General features: G+C 41.6%; 13 protein-coding genes and 2 pseudogenes. 12 read left to right on the plus strand and 3 right to left on the minus strand.

Annotated elements, in window-relative coordinates:
* The 6 genes and pseudogenes from tuf to WA256_RS17265 all read left to right on the plus strand — a co-directional run.
* Window positions 1-184, plus strand: a pseudogene (gene tuf, locus WA256_RS17240) (elongation factor Tu); the annotation flags it as partial.
* 121 nt (window positions 185-305) lie between these two features.
* Window positions 306-392: pseudogene (locus tag WA256_RS17245) on the plus strand (elongation factor Tu); the annotation flags it as partial.
* 1,177 nt (window positions 393-1,569) lie between these two features.
* Window positions 1,570-5,214, plus strand: a complete 3,645-nt coding sequence (locus WA256_RS17250; RefSeq protein WP_062566593.1) for an Ig-like domain-containing protein — start codon at window positions 1,570-1,572, stop codon at window positions 5,212-5,214.
* 301 nt (window positions 5,215-5,515) lie between these two features.
* Window positions 5,516-7,105: an alkaline phosphatase gene (locus WA256_RS17255; protein ID WP_335992715.1), complete on the plus strand. Its 1,590-nt coding sequence runs from the start codon at window positions 5,516-5,518 to the stop codon at window positions 7,103-7,105.
* An 11-nt stretch (window positions 7,106-7,116) separates the two neighbouring features.
* Entirely contained in the window at window positions 7,117-8,913 is a 1,797-nt protein-coding gene (locus WA256_RS17260; RefSeq protein WP_062566591.1) for an alkaline phosphatase, read from the plus strand.
* A gap of 74 nt (window positions 8,914-8,987) precedes the next feature.
* Window positions 8,988-9,704, plus strand: a complete 717-nt coding sequence (locus WA256_RS17265) for a hypothetical protein (protein WP_252949353.1) — start codon at window positions 8,988-8,990, stop codon at window positions 9,702-9,704.
* A gap of 65 nt (window positions 9,705-9,769) precedes the next feature.
* Here WA256_RS17265 and WA256_RS17270 read toward each other — a convergent pair whose 3' ends face one another.
* A complete protein-coding gene (locus tag WA256_RS17270; protein ID WP_442961449.1) occupies window positions 9,770-11,836 on the minus strand; it encodes a TonB-dependent receptor in 2,067 nt (688 codons plus the stop codon).
* 231 nt (window positions 11,837-12,067) lie between these two features.
* Here WA256_RS17270 and WA256_RS17275 point away from each other — a divergent pair, with 231 nt between their 5' ends.
* From WA256_RS17275 to WA256_RS17295, 5 genes are all read left to right on the plus strand, one after another.
* Complete coding sequence (locus WA256_RS17275) at window positions 12,068-12,862, plus strand: VOC family protein (protein ID WP_335992717.1); 795 nt, start codon at window positions 12,068-12,070, stop codon at window positions 12,860-12,862.
* A 115-nt stretch (window positions 12,863-12,977) separates the two neighbouring features.
* Window positions 12,978-13,643 (plus strand): SDR family oxidoreductase, encoded by a 666-nt coding sequence (locus tag WA256_RS17280; protein ID WP_335992718.1) that lies wholly within the window; start codon window positions 12,978-12,980, stop codon window positions 13,641-13,643.
* A gap of 138 nt (window positions 13,644-13,781) precedes the next feature.
* Complete coding sequence (locus WA256_RS17285; protein WP_055198464.1) at window positions 13,782-14,162, plus strand: hypothetical protein; 381 nt, start codon at window positions 13,782-13,784, stop codon at window positions 14,160-14,162.
* Window positions 14,159-16,495 carry a fatty acid cis/trans isomerase gene (locus WA256_RS17290; RefSeq protein ID WP_335992719.1) on the plus strand — a complete coding sequence of 779 codons (2,337 nt, stop codon included), beginning with the start codon at window positions 14,159-14,161 and terminating at the stop codon, window positions 16,493-16,495. Before WA256_RS17285 ends, WA256_RS17290 begins: the two co-directional genes overlap by 4 nt.
* A 92-nt stretch (window positions 16,496-16,587) precedes the next feature.
* Window positions 16,588-18,339, plus strand: coding sequence for a response regulator (locus tag WA256_RS17295; RefSeq protein ID WP_335992720.1), 1,752 nt, complete (start codon window positions 16,588-16,590; stop codon window positions 18,337-18,339).
* Window positions 18,340-18,352: 13 nt separating this feature from the next.
* Here the strand turns inward: WA256_RS17295 and WA256_RS17300 are convergent, their stop codons facing one another.
* The gene (locus WA256_RS17300) at window positions 18,353-18,976 is read right to left on the minus strand and encodes a hypothetical protein (protein ID WP_062566584.1); all 624 of its coding nucleotides are present in this window, start codon (window positions 18,974-18,976) and stop codon (window positions 18,353-18,355) included.
* Between the two features lie 129 nt (window positions 18,977-19,105).
* Here WA256_RS17300 and modF point away from each other — a divergent pair, with 129 nt between their 5' ends.
* The gene (gene modF / locus WA256_RS17305) at window positions 19,106-20,563 is read left to right on the plus strand and encodes a molybdate ABC transporter ATP-binding protein ModF (protein ID WP_442961447.1); all 1,458 of its coding nucleotides are present in this window, start codon (window positions 19,106-19,108) and stop codon (window positions 20,561-20,563) included.
* Window positions 20,564-20,588: 25 nt separating this feature from the next.
* On the opposite strand, the gene WA256_RS17310 is transcribed toward modF, so the two are convergent.
* Complete coding sequence (locus tag WA256_RS17310; protein ID WP_062566582.1) at window positions 20,589-21,467, minus strand: TraB/GumN family protein; 879 nt, start codon at window positions 21,465-21,467, stop codon at window positions 20,589-20,591.
* Window positions 21,468-21,869 lie beyond the last annotated feature (402 nt).

Here is a 21,869-nt window from a genome sequence, read left to right on the forward strand (position 1 = left end):
TACAACTGACGTAACAGGTGACGTACAGTTACCAGACGGCGTTGAAATGGTAATGCCTGGTGATAACATCAAGATGACTGTAGAACTAATCTGCCCAATCGCGATGGACGAAGGTTTACGCTTCGCTATCCGTGAAGGTGGCCGTACAGTTGGTGCTGGTGTTGTTGCAACTATCGTTGAGTAATATCAACAGATAGAGCTTCACTGCTTATAAAAAGGTCGCCTAGGCGACCTTTTTTAATGCCTGTAAGAAAGCTGGAAGCTTTTAGTAGCTTAGAGTGAAAGGCTAATCTGCCGCCTTTAAACTCCCAATGGACGAAGGTTTACGCTTCGCTATCCGTGAAGGTGGCCGTACAGTTGGTGCTGGTGTTGTTGCAACTATCGTTGAGTAATATCAACAGATAGAGCTTCACAGCTTATAAAAAGGTCGCCCAGGCGGCCTTTTTTAATGTCTGTAGAAAAGCTATCAGCTGTCAGCTTTCAGACGTCAGATTCGATCGGTGGGGTTGTTTAGTGTGGTGTCTCGCTCAGCATTCGGCCTGTTCATTCTTCGGGTAGGTTAGTTTGAACGCAGCGAAACCCAACGTAAATAGAGTTATTAGCTTTAAGACGTCAGATTAGATTGGTGGGGTTGGTTTGTGTGGTATCTCACTCAGCATTCGTCCTGTTCATTCTTCGGGTAGGTTGGTTTGAGCGCAGCGAAACCCAACACAACCATGTAAACCTTTTCTTTTATGACCCCCATTACCATAAACCATGCCTCCTAATGGCTTTACCTAGACCCTTTGAACTTTACCCTCGTTAACCACTGTATAAAAATCACCATTACGCTATTGTTTTATCGTTTTATTCATTAATAACGTCATTTTAATGTGAATATTTCACTAAATTTTTATTGTTAATATAGTTTCTGTATTGGGGATGTTAGATTCTTTATGTGAAATTAGCTTAAATTGCTCAAGTATCAGTTAGATGTCAGTTAAATATTATAAGAGTTGGGTAAATCTCGCTTAATGTATTGTTCCTAAACAGGAAATCGAAAATCAATCTTATAGTAGTATTTTGTTAATGGATTTTGTTAGAATCACTGCCGTCATGTAAATGGAATGGTTTTATCAGGGATGGCTAATGACTAGCTTAAGTGCTACTTGTCAAAAAATAGCTTTGCTATTTGCAGTATATTTTTAATTCCCCTTTAGATGCTCAGTATCTTTATAGCTTGTACTTTGATGGTTTGATCTAAATTGCTCATAAGTAGCAGTAGGTTTTCTCTTTCTATCTTCAAAAGCTCTGAAATACTGAAGACATACATAAAATTCACACCTCGGTGGGGATTGTTGTGTTAATTATTTGCCAACAATCGGTATGAATAACTATGTATATATCAATCTAATTAATGTTAATTCCTTTCCTGTAACAGGCACTTCCTTCTGTAGTGGTCGAAAACTTTTAAAATATAGACCACATTTAAGTAAGGAGTTATCGCCCAATATTTTTAGTTATTAAATCGAATAGTAGCTTTAAAACAGTAGGTGAAATTTAAGTTGTTAATATAAAAAGGAATTATTAGTGTATAAAAATAAACTTACGCAAACTGCTTTATGCGTTGCCGCTGCACTTGCCTCAACATCAACAATTGCTGCCAATAGTTGGTTATCTAGAGTCAGTACCGTCGATCAGCATCAGCAAAAGAAAGTATTTGCAGCTAACAGTATGCAAAGCCTTTCAGCTGTCAGTACTGATTCGTCAACTGCAATTTTTGATATAACAGTGTCTTTATACAATAATCCAGAAGGTGCAGAGCAGAATGCCTATGAAGAAATTTTTAAAAATTTCGCAGATGCTATTTGTGAGCAAACAAATGGTGAGCATAAGCTTGGCACAGTGAGTGTATTTAGAGAAAATAAACATCGCTCTAAATCAGATATTATTTGGGGGTCAAGAGAATGGCCTAGAGCTAATGCGTCAGGTTTTGGTGCGAATGGCATGCATATTTGGTTTGGTGATGTTTTCCCGAACGGTGCAGGTGCTGGCAAAGACCATGATATGCTTCAAGATCCTAAAGGTGCTGGTTATACACTTGCCCATGAATGGGGGCACTATGCTTATGGCCTTTTTGACGAGTATCAAGGCGTAGCTGAAAGCGCAGATGCAAATAGCCCTATAAAAACTGATTTAGCTACTAACTCTATTATGAGTAATCAGTGGAAAGCTCTACAAGGTGATATGCTTTGGCTTAATCACTCTACTGCAACAAATATTGGTAATGTTGATAGAACAGCTCAAGGTCGAGTATACGGAAAAAGTGCATGGGAAGTGCTATTACAAGATGCCAAAGATGATCCTAAGTTAGGAAGAAAAACGGCTCAACCAGAGCGTACTCGCTTTCTTACTCTGGCTAACAATGCTCCAGATGATGTAACACCAGTAAAGATTGAACTACCTTCAGCTCAAGCATCATGCCGAGATCAGCTTGATGTAGTTTGGGTTGAAGGTGATATTGATATGCAAGTGGTTATTGACCGTTCAGGTAGTATGGGCGGTGCGGCAATCAATAATGCCAAACAAGCAGCTAAAATTCTTGTTGATGCTACAGCAGAAGGCACTACATCAATGGGGTTAGTTAGCTTCTCTAGCTACTATAATGTGATACAAGATTTTCCTGTAACTAAAATTGAAAGCCCAGATGTTTCAGTAAAAACTGAACTAAAAGCAGCAATTGATTCAATCAGAGCTGGAGGGTCAACAGCCCTTTACGATGGTTCACAATTAGCGCTTGATAACTTAGAACAATATCAACAAACTCAAGCAAGCGGTGCTCCAGGTGTTGTTTTTGTCCTAGCCGACGGTGATGACAATGATTCTCGCTTGTCACAGGCGTCGGTTATCAGTAATTATCAACAAGCCAATATGCCAATTTTCAGTTTTGGCTATGGTAGTGCATCACCAACTGGCCCACTTCTCACTTTAGCTAATGCTACTGGTGGTAAGTACTTTTCTTCACCAACATCATTGGCTGAAATTGTTGATGCTTTCTTGCAAGCTAATGCGATTGCGACAGATAATCAGAACCTTGCATCTACAACATACTCAATTGATAGTACTCAAAGCGCCAGTCAGCCAATTTATGTTGATTCTGGACTAGATAACATAAATGTTTTTGTAAATCACAATGCAGATCTTGCAGATCTTGAGTTAGCGCTATTTGATGGTGCTGGTACACTCGTTACCGATATAGATTTCAACTGTATAGATACTGCTAGCACTCAATCATGTAGTGCTAATATTTCTAACCAGAAACTATCTGCACATGGTGCAGGGCAGTGGCAGTTACAATTAACGAATCTAAATCAAAGTACTAGCCTTACTGCTGCGGTAAATGTGAGTGCTGAACCAAGCTTATCAGGTACATACTCTGTCAACGTTGAAGGAGTTGATGGGAACGCAGTTACTTATCCAGCCCCTATGATCCTGACTACGGCAATCACCAAAGATAAACTAATTACAGGCGCTAATGTTAAGGCAACTATTACAGATCCAAACCAAGTTAAAAGCGAACTTGAAATGTTTGATAATGGCATTGGTGGAGATGCTGTTTCAGGGGACGGAATTTACTCAGTAATTGCACCTTATAATCAAAATGGTATTTATCAAGTTGAAGTGCATGTAGACAATAATGACAGCAATGCAGTGTACACCACAACAGGGTTATTAACGCCAACTATTGATGGCTCAGTACCAGAAACTGAGACGTTGCCAAGTATCGATGAGAATTTTGTTCGTATAGCTAAAACTTCACTAGTAGTCAGTGATGTCCCATACAGTGATAGTAATGACAGTTATTATCTGAGTGATGATCTTACTCCAAGTAATGCTGGAATCGAGGGGATGGTTGACTCTCAGGGAGACCTAGACTTTTATCAAATCGAAAACATTGATACCACAAGTGAGTTTGTTGTTCGTGTATCTGACTTAAGCTTGGGGATGAAACCTAGCCTTACATTATATAAGTCAGATGGCATAACTGTAATTGATCAAGATATTACGTTAGATACAAACCCTTCTAAAACAGGCTATGTGTTCTATAAAGTTGCTACTACGGACTTAGAGTCAACTCTCTACGCCGTAGTGCAGCATGAAGATACGACCGCAACTACTGGTGGATACCAAATTAGTGCGGGTGCTCCACTAAATACTGATACGCCTCCAAATAACGCACCTGTAGCAGCTGAAGATGTTGCATCAATTTGGTCAGGTCAAACAACAGTTATCAATGTTTTAGAAAATGATACAGATTTAGATGGTGATACTCTATCAATTGATAGTGTACAAAATAATGGAACCTTGGGTGTTGTAAGTTTAGTTGATGGTCAGATTACATACGATGCATCAACCGCGTTTGATGATGAAGTTCCTGGAACAGTTATTTCCGATTCCTTTAAGTATATTGTGACTGATAATAATGGTGCATTTGTTGAGGGGCAGGTAACCATATCTGTATCTATCAACACGCCTCCAACAGCTGAAGCCGATATTGTTTATGTTGACGAAAATGGAACTGTAAATATTTCACCATTACAAAATGATAGTGATGCTGATGGTCATTCAATAACATTAATTGATTACTTGGATACTCTAACAGGTGAATTAACAGATAATAATGATGGTACTTGGACATATTCTACAAATGGTCAATTTGATTCATTGACAAAAGGTGAACAAGTAACAGATGCATTGACTTATACGATAGCTGATGAAGTGGGTTCAGAGTCTATGGCTCAGGTTTCTGTGATTATTACGGGTATCAATACTATACCTTCAGCTGAAGCTGACGAGGTTTCAACATCTAAATCATCAACAGTACTCATAGATGCTTTAGGGAATGATAGTGATGAAGATGGCGATGCTCTATCTGTGGTCTCGTTAGATGTGGAAGGTATTAAAGGAACTGTTACTGATAATGGGGATGGTACATTCACATATGACCCAGCTGGGAAGTTTGCTGATTTATATGCTGGCAGCTCAGCGACAGAAACATTTAGCTATGCTGTATCTGATGGCTCAGAACAAGTTTCAACAACCGTTACTGTGACTGTAAACGGTGAAGGTAGCAAACCTGAAGTTGAAAAATCATCTTCAAGCAGCGGTGGTAGTTTATTTTGGCTAACTTTACTTCTAGCGCCATTTAGCTTGCTAAGACGTCGCAAAAAGTAAGTAAATTAAATAACAATGCAACTATAAGCCTTTGAGTAATATGCTCAAGGGCTTTTTATTCATGTTGATTACATTGAAGTTATTTAAAAGGAAGCTTGAATTACTCTTAAACCACTAACCCTATTATTTCCTCTAAAACTAATTACTTACCTTCTTGAGCTACTTTTTTGGGTTTCATCATTTCGTCATGAAAACTCACTTTTTTAGTAACAATGCCTTCTTAGTATGGCTGCGCTAATTATCCAAGTGCAGTTTAGTTAGCACTCAAATTCTTAAAATAACGTACTAACGGAACGTAACGATGAAAATTAATAAAATTGCTACTGCAATTGGTTTAACGCTGGCGTTGTCAGCGACGGCCAATGCAGGTGTGTTACCAGACAGTCAAAAACAAAATGATTGGTATAGTGCCGCTGAAACAAAATTAACAGAAAAAGAGGCGGCGGCTCAGGCTGAGCAAACGTTTAAAGCTAAAAATGTCATTTTATTTGTTGGCGATGGTATGGGTATCTCAACGCTGACTGCATCTCGTATCATGGCGGGACAAATGGAAGGCAAGTCAGGCGAAGAAGGCTTACTAAGCTTTGAAGAATTCCCTTACTCTGCGCAAATCAAAACCTACAACGTTGATGCGCAAACACCTGACTCTGCAGGCACAATGACAGCAATTATTTCAGGCGTTAAAACCGATGTAGGTGTTATTGGTGTTAACGAAAACATCGAGCGTGGCAAGTGTGCAACCGTTGCCGGTAATGAGTTAATTACCGCTACAGAACTAGCAGAAATCAAAGGCCTAGCAACAGGTATTATCTCAACAGCGCGTATTACTCACGCAACGCCAGCTGCGACCTATGCAAAATCAGCTGACCGTAACTGGGAAGACGTATCAGATATGCCAGCTGATGCTGTGGAAGCCGGTTGTGAAGATATTGCCTCACAACTTGTTAATTTTGAGAAGAACCTAGAAGCACGCTTCGTAGGCACTGACGTAGATGGTCTTGAAGTTGTGATGGGCGGTGGACGTCGTCACTTCTTACCGAAAGATGCAACGTTCAATTCAGCTGATGCAGTTAGTGAAGTTGAAGGCGACCGTACTGATGAGCGTGACCTAACTGCTGAATGGCAAGAAATGTACCCTGATGGCAAGTATGTCATGGACCAAGCTGGCTTTGATACGCTAAATGCTGACAGCAAACGTGTATTTGCACTGTTTAATGAATCACACATGCAATACGAAGCAGATCGCGCTAACGATGTCGTGGGTGAGCCGTCATTATCTGAAATGACAGGTAAAGCGATCGACATCTTAAAGAGCAATGAAAAAGGCTTTTTCTTAACCGTTGAGTCTGGTCGTATCGACCATGGCCACCATGCGGGCAATGCTTATAACGCGTTAAACGATACCGTTGAATTTGCCAAAGCAGTGCAAACAGCAGTAGAGAACACCAACCCAGAAGAAACACTTATTCTTGTTACTGCTGACCACAGCCACGTATTTACTATCGCGGGTTATCCAAAGCGCGGTAATCCAATCTTAGGTCAAGTTGTGGCAATTGGTAGCGAAGAGCCAAGCCTTGCGGCAGATGGTATGCCGTACACCACAGTCGGTTATGCAAATGGTTTAGGTTTTCGCGATTTAGGTGATGAAACTGATGCAGATGCATCATATAGCGAAGCGGCATTTGCAGGTCGTGTTGATTTAACGGGTGTTGATACGACGATGCCTGGTTATCACCAAGAAGCTACCGTGCCATTAGGTTCTGAGACTCATGCGGGTGAAGATATTTCACTTCATGCAAAAGGTCCAGGTGCGCAACTAGCACAAGGCGTTGTGGAGCAAAACGTAATTTTCCACATCATTAACCAAGCTCTAGAACTAATTGAAGAATAATGGCGACGACGATGAAAAAACTAAATTTAATTTCTCTTGCTGTAGTAGTGGCATTAGCGGGTTGTTCTGATGACGATGACAACTCACCAAAAACATTAACCGTTGAAAACACATTAGCTGTTGGTTCTGAGCAGTGTGTAAACGGTGGTACAGAAACACTAACAGGTGAAGATAGTAACGATAACGGTGAGCTAGAATCAGCAGAAGTAACGGATACAACCGTTGCATGTAATGCACCAGCAACGTCGTTAACGGCATCGCAATTAGCGCCGTTGACCGATAATGAATGGTTCAAGTCAGCACAAGTTAAAGTCGCTACTAGCGAAGAAAACATTGCTGCCGTTGTAAAAGAGTCTGGTAAAGCGAAAAACGTGATTCTGTTTGTTGGTGACGGCATGGGTATTTCAACCGTGACGGCAGCACGTATCATGGCCGGTCAGCTTGAAGGTAAGTTAGGTGAAGAGCACCAACTAAGCTTTGAAACACTACCTTTCTCAGGGTTTGCTAAAACCTATAACGTTGATGCGCAAACACCTGATTCTGCGGGGACGATGACAGCAATGGCATCGGGCGTAAAAACGGATGCTGGCGTTATCGGTGTTGATGAAGACATTGAGCGTGGTAACTGTGCAACGGTTGCAGGTAATGAGCTAGTGACAGCCACTGAGCTTGCTGAGATTGCCGGTAAGTCGACAGGTATTGTTTCGACAGCACGTATCACTCACGCAACACCTGCAGCAACGTATGCAAAATCGGCCGACCGTAACTGGGAAGACGTATCAGATATGCCAGAAGCGGCAGTTACCGCTGGCTGTGAAGATATTGCATCGCAATTAGTTAACTTTGAAGCAAACCTAGAAGCACGCTACGAAGGCCTCGATGTTGATGGTTTAGAAGTTGTTATGGGCGGTGGTCGTCGTCATTTCTTACCGAAAGACGCAGCTTTTAACTCTGCTGATGCTGTGAGCTCAGTCGAAGGTGACCGTACAGATGGTCGCGACCTAACTGCTGAATGGAAAGCTAAATACCCAGCAGGTCAATATGTGATGGACCAAGCAGGTTTTGATGCAATCGATGCAGAGTCAACAGAGCGCGTATTTGGTTTATTTAATGAATCACATATGCAATACGAAGCAGATCGTGCAAACGATGTAGCGGGCGAGCCTTCACTTGCTGAAATGACAGCAAAAGCAATTGATGTGTTAGATAACAACGCCAATGGTTTCATGCTAACAGTTGAAGCTGGCCGTATTGACCACGGTCACCACGCTGGTAATGCTTACAATGCACTAAGCGATACAGTTGAGCTTTCAAAAGCAGTCCAAGTTGCTCTTGATAAAACCAGCATCGAAGACACGTTAATCATAGTAACAGCTGACCACAGCCACGTATTTACCATTGCAGGCTACCCAAAACGCGGTAACCCAATCTTAGGTAAAGTGGTACCTGTGGGTAGTGATGAACCATCACTTGCAGCAGATAACATGCCATACACAACGGTTGGTTATACCAATGGTGGCGGTTTCCGCGACTTAGGTGATGAGACTGATGCTGATGCAGGTTATAACTTTGCGCCGGTAACGGGTCGTGTTGATTTAACTGATGTTGACACAACAACACCTGGTTTCCACCAAGAGGCCGTCGTACCACTAGGCTCTGAAACACACGCAGCAGAAGATGTGGGTGTGTATGCAGTAGGCCCAGGTGCACATTTAGTAACAGGCACTAATGAGCAAAGCCTTATTTTCCATGTTATGGATTATGCCGCTGACCTTGTTAAACAAGCCGATGCTAAATTAGCACAATAATGAGTGTTTGGGAGGCTCTAAGCCTCCCTTACTCAATTAGTTATAAAGTAAACCAAGACAAAAAAGAGAATCCCGTGAAAGCAGCCATCTTACTTGCCTCATTACTTAGCCCACTAGCTGTTGCAGGGCAATGCGATATGAACACCGGTTTTACGCAAGCAGACTATACGGTCACAACAGATATAGTTGCTAATAAGCAGCATACTGAAAACACCTTTACCCTTTGGCGTACGCCTCACCAGGTGGCTAAGCAGAATCCACAGTTTATTGAATTATGGCAACAGTTGCGCAATCAACAAATTCGCCCAATTCGTTATTTTCAGCATGCCCAGCGTGGTATTGAGTATCAACCATCGGAAGTGCAAGGTGAACAAGATTGGAGTAGCAAATATCAGCTAGTAAGCGATAAGTTTTTAGCCTCAATGACGCACCAAAAAAGCACGGGTGAAGGCTGTGAGTTAACAGAGTATTACACACAACAGCAGGGTGAGAGCAAAATAGAGCTAAGCTGGCTTGCCAATCAAAAGTTACTCAAAGCAATTCGTATTTCAACACCAACTTATAGCCGTGAAATTGCTTTAACAGCCAGTCATCACAACCAGCAAAAGATTCAGGCAGAATTTGCGAAATGGGATAACTATCAAACGACCGATTACGCAGATATCGGTGATAATGAAAGCGATCCGTTTTTAGCTAAAATGATCAACTTAGGGTTTGTTGAGCATGGCGCGAGCGGTTTTTATGATGCGCAAGGTAATCAGCTCAAAGGTGAGCATGGGCATCATCACTAATTAGTACCAACCACAAAAAAAGGCACCAAGGTGCCTTTTTTATTGTTTAATTACTTAGCTTAAACCTAAAATGCATAGTTCCAATTTAGGTTTACGGTACGACCTGTGCCCGCAAAATAGCGTGTTGCAGCTGGGCGTGTTTGACCGTAGTAAGTGATGTAATACTTATCTAGCAGGTTATCGATACCTAGGCTAAATGCACCGTACTCAACACTTTGATATTGCACCGATAAGTCAACGGTTGTGTAGCCGTCAAACTCTTCACCAGTATTAAAGTCGCGGTCAAATATTTTGTTAGCTTGTACGCGGCTAGAAAGATTCGCTGGCCACTGTTGCTGCCAGTAAAGGTTTAAGCGTGTAGGTGATATATTGCTGCCGCCTAAATCGCTCTCTACTTTATTGTCGCCATCACCATCATATTGACCTTCTGTATCAGCGTAACTTGCACCAAATGTTGTGCTGTTAGTTAGGTAATATTGAGCATTTGCTTCAAAACCTGAGATCTCAGTACGCTCACGTTGCACGCTGTAAATACCATCAGCATCAGCTTGTAAACGTGAACCTAAGTCTGAGTCAGACTCAAAGTAGCTGGCTTTAATATTGAAGCTATCGTTGGCATATTCAAAACCTAATTCGCGGTTATCAGAAATAACTGGCTCTAGGTTTAAGAAACTCTCAACCGATAAACCTGCTTGATTAATGCCACGCAGCACACGACCAACATCAGCCATGCTAAAGCCTTCACTGTAGCTTGCATATAGACGAAGTTCATCAGTAACTTGATAGACAACACCTAAGTTCTCTAATAATTCATTAAAGCTTGGCTCACCGCCTTCTACAAAGCTGCTGTTGTAAGATGCTAGGGTAGTAAAATCATCCACTTTTAATTTGCCGTACTCGTAACGAACACCGGCATTGAACGTCCAATCCTCTAAGCCGTCATAACGTAGTTGAGCGAATGGCGCGATGTTATTAAACTTGGTTTTTGGCACCCAATGGCGACCTGTTTGCGCAAGCTCTTGGTATGTTTCGTCAGAAAGTAAATCAATACCGGTCGCAATATCAAACTGGCTGTTTAACAGGTTATCTTTATTGTAAGTAACGCGGCTACCAAACTTTTGTGATTTATTTTGAGACTGATCGAAAATAGTCTCACCATAGGCTGGATCTTGGAACGTAGCAAATGTGCCACCACCATACATGGCTGCAAAATCTTGCGTAAACAATTGAATAGCAAGGTTACCGCCAGCCACATTGCTGTGGTTATAATCTAGGGTAAAGGTTGTTACACGGTTACGTGGCGTGTCGCCTTCTACATCGCCTTTTTCAGCAGAGGTTGCAAGGCCTGTTGCTGGATCACCATTTACAGCTACAAAGTCACCATTACCTTCAATTTTGTAGTGATTCAGCATTGCTTGAATGCTTTGCTCGTTATCAAGCTGATATTTCACTTTTAAAAATAAGTCTAGACTGGTTGAATCTTGCGTGTCACCTTGTGTGCCATCTAAACCAACAAAGTCACCGTTACCATCGCGATACATTCCCGTACTACGAGCCGATACACCACCAATGAAGCTAATATCATCTAGTTGTTGGCTGAATAAGTAGCTGGCTTTATAGCTTTGGCTGTCGCTGCCACCGTCTGTTGGAGTGCTAAACCCCGCGCTCATTTGGTGATTAAAATCGCCAGCTGATTTTGTGATGATATTAATAATACCGCCACTTGCGCCCATGCCTTGAATTGCATTTGCGCCACTGATCACTTCGATGCGTTCGATCATTGCAGGGTCAATCGTATTCCCATCACGAGAACCGTTACGAAGCGGGTTTGACTGAGGAACACCATCAATCATGTATAGCGGCTCACGGCCACGGAGTGTTTCACCTGCACTGGTCATTTTTTGACGACTAGGTGAAAAGCTCGGTAATAAATTACCTAAAATTTGCGATAGATCTTGAGTGTGAGCAAGTTGCTCAGCAATGTCTTCACTAGTAATAACACTGATAGTTGCAGGTACAGTACTAACAGGTGCCGTACTACGAGTTGTAGAAACGGTAATACGTTCAATATCTTGGGCCTGATTTGCAAACGCAGCGATAGGAGTAAGTAAAAAAGGAAGCGCAAATTTCATTGTCATAGTTAAATCGCTATACAATTGTTATTAAAAATTGTTCGCATTTATACATGCATATGTTGTGACAATCAATATAGTGCCATAACTGCAATTCTCTGTTTTAGCAGGGTTTAAACCTAAGTTATTGATTATGATTATTTAATTTTTCTAAACGTGAATTAAATAAATTTTAAAAATAATTGGCAAAAAAGCAGCTTGTTGATTACCGTTAATGAAGGAGGAACAGCCATGACAAAAATAAATACAAAACACCCAGCAGGTACTTTCTGCTGGGCCGAGTTATGCGCGAAAGACTGGCAAGCTGCGAAGCAATTTTATACGCAACTTTTTGACTGGGGTTTTGATGACCAGCCAATAGGCGAAGATATGTATTACACCATGCTGCAAAAGCAAGGTGATGATATTGCCGCTATGTATCAACTGCCAGCAAGTATGAGCGAGATGCCAACCCATTGGTTATTATATATTGCTGTTGATGATGTTGACCAAAGCACAGAGCTGGCAAAATCACTAGGTGCAACTGTATTGGCAGGGCCACATGATGTTATGACGGCAGGTCGCATGGTGATGCTGCAAGAACCAGGCGGTGCAACATTTGCCTTATGGCAAGCCGGTGAGCATATCGGGGCAAAACGAGTACAAGAGCTTAACCTGCCTTACTGGTTTGAGCTTGTATCGAAAAACATGCAAAAAAGTCGCGACTTTTATTGTCAGTTATTCGGATGGCAGTTTGAGGTGAAACCCATGGAGGGCATGGACTACACCTTATTTACCATCGATGAGCAACCGATTGCGGGCATGCTTGAGATGACCAATGAATGGCCCGATGATATTCCACCCCATTGGATGCTGTATTTTGCGGTAGCAGATTGCGATCAGGCAGTCGCTAAAGCAACGCAGCTTAATGGCGCTATTTGTGTGCCAGCAACAGACATTCCAGATGTTGGGCGCTTTAGTGTGATTACCGATCCACAAGGGGCCGTATTTTCTATACTTAAATCAACCATTGATGAATTAACTTAAGCCCTTGGTTTTTGCCAATCTGTCCCAAGGTATATATATCTAAGCCTCCTCAAAATGTACAAACTCGCACTTTGAGGTGGTTTGGGTATAGAAAAGCCTACTAAGGAGCAGATTGATGACTAAGCATGTGGTGGTTACGGGGGCCAATAAAGGTATTGGTCTTAATTTTTGTAAACAGTATTCAGCCCAAGGTTACCGTGTTACCGCAGTGGTTCGCACGCCAAGTGAGGAGCTTCAAGCACTCGATGTGAAAATTATTAGCGACATTGATGTATCTAACGCCGATGATGTTGCAACCCTTGCCAATTACTTACACGGCGACAAAATTGATATTTTAGTTAACAACGCCGGTATTTTTCATAACGAAACATTAGCTGACATGGACTTTGCAGCCATCGAAAAGCAAATTAGCGTGAACAGTATTGCACCTATTCGTATTACTTATGCATTACAGCAAAGCTTAGGTATTGATGCCAAAGTGGCGATGATCACATCGCGCATGGGCTCAATTGCTGATAATGGCTCGGGTGGTTACATTGGTTATCGTATGTCAAAAGCGGCGCTTAATGCCGCCAGTGTTAGTTTAGCCCATGAACTAAAAGATAAAAAAATTGCCGTAGGGTTATTTCATCCGGGCTTTGTACAAACGCAAATGGTTAATTTTGCCGGCGATATCAGCCCTGAAACTGCCGCAGAGCGGCTCATCAAGCGGATTGACGAATTAAACCTTAGCAACACAGGTGGGTTTTGGCATTCAAACGGCGAAACGCTACCTTGGTGATGCATTGTTCACTGTTTTTATAATTCGGTTAGTTAGCAGCTAAAAAGCTGCTAACGGCTGATAAGTTTCGCTAATTATTGAACTTATAGTTTGCTATACTCGTACAATTAAAAGTCATTTTGATGTAGAGAGCAGCACATGGAATTAGAGCAAAATAGCGATTTAACCCTTCCTCTTTTTTATTTTGATGAGAACCTTCACAGCCGCGATATCGAATCTCCAGATTTACTATTACATGTAACGCTAAGCGAAGAGTTACTCGCGCAGCTTTGCCAAAACCCAGCTGTTGATAGCAGTGTCGCAATTGCCATTAATGAATACCGTCTTGAAGCGTTAAATGATGACTATCAAGCATTGATTGATGGTGAGCATGATGCGCAGCTGACACTCGTTCGTGGGCCACTATTGAGCGCGATGCTTAGTTGCGACAACGACCAAACCTTTGTATCGCCGCAAGTCGATATGATGCCAACCTTCGATTTAGGTGATGACGTTGAAGATATCGAGGAGGAAGGATGAGAAAACTCCTCACTACCGTATTTGGTCTTATTTTATTAAGTGGTTGTGCTTATTTAGGTGCCGCTCATTACGATGAACTGTTTGGTGAAGAGCAACCTAGAGAGCGCGTTGTTGCTGCATCAACACTTGAAGGTGCCGAGTTTTTAAGTGATGTAAAGCCGGTACTAGACACTCGTTGTGTGGTTTGCCATGGCTGTTATGACGCACCATGTCAGCTTAAGTTATCTTCTGTGGAAGGTATTGACCGCGGCTTAAGTAAAGAGCGTGTTTATGACGGCACTCGCTTACTAGCCCAAGAGCCAAGCCGTTTATTGTTCGATGCGACAAGTACCGCCCAGTGGCGTGAAAAAGGCTTTACCCCAGTACTTAACGAGCGAGCACAAACCGAAGAAGCTAACCTTGCCGGTAGCGTGCTTTATAATGCCTTAGTACTTAAGCAAAGTAGCCCTCTGCCTAAGCAAGCTATTTTAGGCGATGAGTTTGATTTTTCACTCGACCGTGAGCAAACATGTACCACAATGAATGAGTTTGACTCATTCGCTAAAGATAGCCCACACAGTGGTATGCCTTATGGTTTGCCGGGGATCTCAAGCGAAGAGTTTCAACACCTTGCTAAATGGCTTAAGAAGGGCGGTTATTTAGCTCATATCGAGCCTCCTGAAGAAGGCGTTCTAAAACAAGTCGAACGTTGGGAAGCATTTTTAAATCAAGATGGTTTAAAGCATCAGTTGGCTGCTCGCTATATTTATGAGCACTGGTATTTAGCGCATATTTACTTCCCTGAGCATGGCGATAAACACAGCTACTTTAAGCTGGTTCGCTCTTCAACGCCACCGGGTGAAGAGATCAAACACATTAGCACCCGTCGCCCTTATGAAGACCCTAAGGTTGAGCGTGTTTACTATCGTTTAATGCATGATCGTTCGACTATTTTAGCGAAAACACATTTACCTTTAGCATTAAATGACGAAAAGCTTGCACGCTTACATTCGCAATTTATTGAAGCTGATTATCAAGTAGATAAACTGCCAAGCTATAAGCCAGAAGTGGCATCAAACCCATTTAAGGCCTTTGCTGCAATCCCAGTAAACTCACGTTATCAATTTATGCTTGATGAAGCTGAGCTTATTATTATGGGCTTTATTAAAGGGCCGGTTTGTCGTGGTCAAATCGCGTTAAATGTAATTAACGACCAGTTCTGGGTGGGTTTTGCGAAGCCTGAAATGGCGGCGACACCTAAAGTCGGTGAAATGTTGTTACAACATGAAGATGCCTTAGCATTACCAGCTGAAGAAGAAAGCAATGCCTTGCCGATTTCTAGTTGGGTGAAGTATTCAAAACGCCAAAACAAATATTTGTCAGCCAAAGTTGCACTGGCTAATAAGATGTTTGAGAACGGTCAGCACCTAACAACCGATTTACTTTGGCAGGGTGATGGCCATAACCAAAATGCAGCACTCACAGTGTTCCGCCACTTTGATAGCGCAACAGTTGTAAAAGGCTGGATAGGCCAGCAACCAAAAACCGCCTGGATACTCGACTACGCACTATTTGAACGTATTCATTACTTGCTGGTGGCGGGTTTTGATGTGTATGGCAACATTGGTCATCAGCTATTAACTCGTTTGTATATGGACTTTTTACGCTTAGAAGGTGAAGCAAACTACCTTGCATTATTACCAGAAGCTAAGCGCAAAGAAATTAAAGCTCAGTGGTATCGTAAATCACCACCTAGCTTGACGAGTTTCTTTGAAGATGAATTGTCATTTAGCCAACCTACGGGCATTGAATACAAAACAATGGATCCGCAGTCAGAGTTATTCAACATGCTAAAAGAGAAGCTTAAGCCAATTTTAAGCACTCGTTACGACTATACGAAAGTACCTGAGCCGCTTGCAAAAATTAACGATCTTCCGGTTAAAGCAGTGAACTTGCTACCGCAAATTTCGTTTGTGTTAGTCAAAGATGGCGATGATAAGCACAGGGCCTATACCCTGATCCATCATAATGCTCATTACAATATTTCGAGCTTATTGAATGAAGAAGGGCAACGAGCTTATGACGAAGATACAGTAACGATTGTGCCTGGGTTCATAGGTGATTACCCAGAAGCCATTTGGTACTTACACAATGACCAGCAAATTGCAGCTTTTGCAGCTGGGCTTGCTAAAGCAACAGATGAAGCAGCTTACAGAGATCTGAAAAGTGAGTTCGCTATTCGCCGAACACATCCACAGTTTTGGCAATACAGCGATATTTTACACCGTGTAGCGAAAGAGTATCGCGGCGTTGAATTTGGGTTATTTGACTATAACCGACTCGAAAATCGATAAATTTCTGTTAACTATCATGTTTAAAGCCCACTTCAAGTGGGCTTTCTTGTATTCTATGAACTACAATTATTTTAAAAAATAATGAGTAAAGCATGTTGCAGCTAGTCACAGATATCCGAAAACGATATCGCTGGGGGTTATTGGCGATTGCCATATTGATCTCTGTATCAGCTATCTTGATACAGAGCCTTTTGTATATCCAAAAGGGTGACGCCAAAGTTATCAACATTGCCGGCAAGCAACGCATGCTGTCACAAAAAATTGCCTTGTATGGCAATGCACTCATTTATCATGAATCCGATCATTTTCAACAGCAACACCGAAGGCTATTGCAACAAGCGGTTGAGCAATTTATTGCAGGGCATCAATTTTTAATTCAGCAAGATGAGCAAGGTCACTATATTCATTTAAATGAGGCGCTTGAGGCCCATTATTTCTCGCCGCCGACCGCGTTAGATGAACATGTAAAGCGCTATGTGAGTAAAGCGCAGCAGCTATTAAACAATACCGATGATTTTGCCTATGTGGACCGCTCAACATTTGTTAGCAATCAGCTTGAAGCACTGCTCACAAAGCTAGACCAAGCGGTTAAGTTACTCGAGCAAAAATCAGTTCAGAAAGTCACGTTTTTGGCGGTGCTAGAGTTATTGTTCTGGTTGCTCGCCATGACGTTATTAGCAATTGAGCTATTTTTCATTTTTAAACCTATGGAGAAACTGGTCACTAAAAATATTGCTAAGTACAAAGAACAAAAAGAGTTTGCTGAGCGTGTTAATAAAAATAAAGAGCGCTTTATTGCCCGTACTAGTCATGAATTTAGAACACCATTGCAAGGTTTAACCGCATCCATCGAAGCGCTTGATATCAGCGACAGTCAGCAGCTGACTAAACAGCAGGCGCTTTATTGCGTTAATAGGCTGGTGGCCATGCTAGACGAATTAATGGATTTACAGCAGCTAACCTCGGGTGAATGGCAGTTAAGTTTTACTAGCAGCAATTTGTTATCAACATTAAAGCAAGCTATCTCACCCTATGAATATGCCTGTAACGATAAAGGTATTACCTTGAGCGTGAACTTAGCTGAGTCACTCAATAAAGAGGTGAGCACTGACCATGCAAGGTTGACGCAAATCGTTGCTGAAATCATTAACAATGCCGTTAAATTTACTCCAAGCCAAGGCCGTATTGCCGTAACCGCTGCATGCCAAGGTGAGCAGCACTTTGTAATGGAAATACAAGATAACGGTAAAGGCTTTGAAAAGCCGCCGACAGATTTACTTAGCTACGAAAATGACTCAGAGCAACATTTTCAAGGCTTAAAAACGGGACTGCTTAGGGTTATGCACATTGTGAAAGCATTAAAAGGAGAAATCCAATTTCTTAATGCTGAGCCACAAGGTGTGAAAGTGTTAATTAATTTAGAACTAGAAAGCACGCCTAAATCAGCAATGCCAGCGCCGCTGCCGAAAGCTTTACATTGTTTAATTGTTGAAGATAACCCGCTAAACGCCACCATTTTAGGGCGCATGGTTAGCCATTTAAATTACAGCTTTGATGTGGCGGAAAATGGTTTAATTGCCACAGATAAAGCGTCAGATAAACACTACGATTTAATTTTTATGGATTTAAATATGCCAGTTATGGATGGCTTTAAAGCGATTGATATTATTCGTAATGAGCAGGGGCAACAGGTGCCAATTTTGGTGGTGACCGCCAATACATCGAATGAAGATTTGCAACGAGTATATGAGCTTGGAGCAAACTTGCACGTATATAAACCGATCACGCTAGATTCAGTGCAAAAAGCTCTCAGCATTTTATTTGCTGAGAGCTCACAGGGATAACCAAAGCGTTAAATTAGTTCGTTACTTTAATGTCGCCAACACCCACTTCGACTTCGATATCGTATTGGCCATTGCCACGATAGCTTGAATGCGAGCTAACCACTTTACGGCTAGTGTTACCGTCATTTTTTAAGCCGCGAATTTTAGTATCGCCCACACCGGTATCAAGCTCGATACGTTTGTAGTCATCAAGCGCGCTATCAATTCTTACCGCGCCCACACCAAGCTCAATCTCAACTGAATTACTTGCGTCGTTAATTTCAATATCGCCAACACCAAGTTCAACATCAATTGCCATCGATTTAGGCATTTTTACATGCCAGTTTTGTTGAATGTCATCGTTATCTAATTTTAAGCTAAGTGAGCTGGCACTTTGCGAGTGGCTTAATTCAATATCTGATAAATCGACATCAGAGCTGAACCAGCTATTGTCATTTTTTGGTTCAATACGAACCGTAACGACGACTTCGCTGCCGTCATAGCTTTCGACTTCTAAGCTGCCCACCGGAAAATCAATATCAAGCTGGCTTGCGCCACTCACAGCAAAGTTGTGATTTAGTTCACGTGAGTCTTTTGCCATTGCGTATGTTGTTGTTAGAGCTAAGCCTATAGCTGCTACACAAAGTAATTTTTTCATTGTCTGTTTCCTGTTAATGACCTTTTATACCTTAGTCGCAGCTGTGTTCAAAAAAGGTTTAAACGATTTTTAATTTTTTATCGAATACGGTAACGTCAAGCTAACGGTAACTTAGAATGAGGGTTCAAAGTGCAACAAGTGCAGTTGGTTAATGTTAAAGCTAGCCTAAAGGGGCAGGGCAATGACGTTTATTATTTAGATGATCTCAATATCAATGTATCGCCATTGCAGCAATGGGTTTTACTTGGTGCGAATGGGGCAGGTAAATCGGCGGTGGCAGCTGCCATTGCCGGTTTTGCGAAAATAGAAAAAGGCCAGTATGAGAATAGCTTTGAGCGTATAGCATTGGTTTCGCCAGACAGCCAAAAGCAGCTCCTTGCGGCTGAGCTAACTAAAGATCAAGATGACATTATTGATGGCGTTACGCCTTCAAGTACGGTATATGAGCTGATTATTGCAGGTCGAGACGAGCAACAGCTTGATAGTGATTTGCTACAGCAGTTAATAAGCCTATTTGATTTTAGTGACAAACTTAGCAAGGCATTTCGCGATTTATCGACCGGTGAAACCCGCAAACTGATGCTGATCCAAGCCATAATAGGTCGACCAGATTTACTTGTGCTTGATGAGCCTTTTGATGGCTTAGATGTCACGGCAATGGCTGGGCTTAATCAGCTACTCGCAGAGCTTAGCAAAACAACGACCCTTATTTTTGTGCTCAATCGCTTAACTGAGATCCCAGACTTTGTTGATCATTACGCCTACGTTAAAGAGGGTCATGTCACAGAGCAATTAGCAAAGCCTACAGCCGAGCAGCGCGATGATTTACTCAAGCTATTGCATCTCACGCATACTCAGTTACAAATACCTGAGGCAGATATTGACCATCAAGCACCTCCGCTCACTGATTCTATGCTGGTAAGATTAAACAACGCATCGGTAAGTTATGGCGGCGAGGCTATTTTTGAAAAACTCAACTGGCAAATTAACCAAGGCGAACATTGGCAGTTAACAGGTAAAAATGGCTCAGGTAAAACCTGTTTGCTGAACCTTATCACGGGTGATAACCCGCAGTGTTACAACAACGATATCAAGGTGTTTGGCTACCAACGCGGAAGCGGTGAGAGTATTTGGCAAATTAAACAGCACATTGGTTATATCTCTAACGCGCTTCATATGGATTATCGAGTGAGTATCACCGCACTCAATACGGTTGTTTCGGGCTTTTATGACAGCATTGGTCTTTACCAAAAAGCCACCGATAAGCAACTTGCCATAGCCAAACAATGGTTAGCGTTATTAGGGTTAAGTGACAAACAAAGCAGTTCATTTAGCCAGCTGTCTTTTGGTGATCAGCGTTTATTGTTGATTGCTCGGGCTATGGTTAAACACCCTAATTTATTGATCCTTGATGAACCTTGCTTAGGCCTAGATGAAGCGAATAGGCAACGCGTGTTATTACTAATAGAAAAAATCTGTGCTGCAGGCACCAGCACCGTGGTGTATGTTAATCACCACGCGAGTGACAAAATAGCCGGTATCAACAACTATTTAGAGATGGCTGATTTCACAAAAAAAGCGCCATAAGGCGCTTTTAAACGATTGAAATCATTTAGATACGGGTAATGGTAAAACCTTTATCTGTTAATTGCTTCAATAAACCGTGTTGCTCTGGTAAGTGCAAAGCGCCCACTGCAATGAACAGCTTTTCTTTACCGATGCGAGTCGATAGTTGATTAACCCAATTGTTGTTACGGTCTATCAACATCACTTGCTCGCTTAGTTGACCATATTGAGAGTCATCAAAGCTTTCATTGTAAAACTGCGTAAGTGTTTTCATATCACCCGATTTCCAAGCCTTGATAAGACCAAAAAAGTAGGTATCTACGTCTGCAAGTTGCTCGAATGTTTCTTCGATCATCTTGTCATTCATAATTGCTAAGTGCTCAAACATTTCCATTTGGCGTTCAAGAGTTTCGAGCTCACCAATAGATATTTTATGTTCTTGAGCGTAAGCAAGTACTTGCTTGTCGATGCCGTATTGATCTGAAAAACCAACGTTTTGGAACTCCATCTGCATCATGGTGACCATCACCGCCCATGGTGCTAAATTCTTAAACATTGCAATATCAATTGATTTATCAGCAAAGTACTTTTGCAGTTTTGCATAGTTTTCTGGTGATAATTCTGATTGTAAGGTTTTGCCATTTTTCAGCATCATAAATGGTAATGAGCGACGCTGCATTTCCATTGGGGAAATGGCGCTGATATCCACCTCAACAATGACTTTATCTGAGTTATCTAGTGCTTTTGTTACCTTACTTGGCAAGCCTTTCATGCTGTTATCGCCAACATGCACGGTACCGAATAAATAAGAAGCAACGCCGTTTTTTTCTACTTTCCATAACCCCGGCTCTGCAAGTGTATATTGGCTAAAACCAAGCAGTAGCACCATAAAAAACAGGGCATTTATACGCTGGACGAATTTCATAACTTTCCTTTTCATAACATGGTTTTTTCAATACTAAACTAATTTTTCTTTGAGGCGTTAAATTAAATCGGCTTTATGCAGAAAAATCACATCTAATTGCTAAAAATTAATCAATCATATAATGGCAAATAACGAGGTATGAAATTTCAATTTTTAATAAATAGTGAAATATAAATCTTTATATGTGAAATTGTTGAATATTTATTCCTTTAATTTTGCTTTTTAGCCTGTTTTTTGAATTGATTTTTATGTTGACTTACAAGCCCCAGCGCGGTACTAATAGAAAAAGACAGCGGGATGGCTAGATTTCCGCTACAAATGAACAGAATTTGGTTACAGATAAATGCTTACAAACAAAATTTCTCTAATTCTAATTAACGTCGTGGTGATTATTATTACCGC

Origin of the sequence: Pseudoalteromonas sp. CH_XMU1449-3, from assembly GCF_037027245.1 — a bacterium.
Lineage (GTDB): Bacteria > Pseudomonadota > Gammaproteobacteria > Enterobacterales > Alteromonadaceae > Pseudoalteromonas > Pseudoalteromonas shioyasakiensis.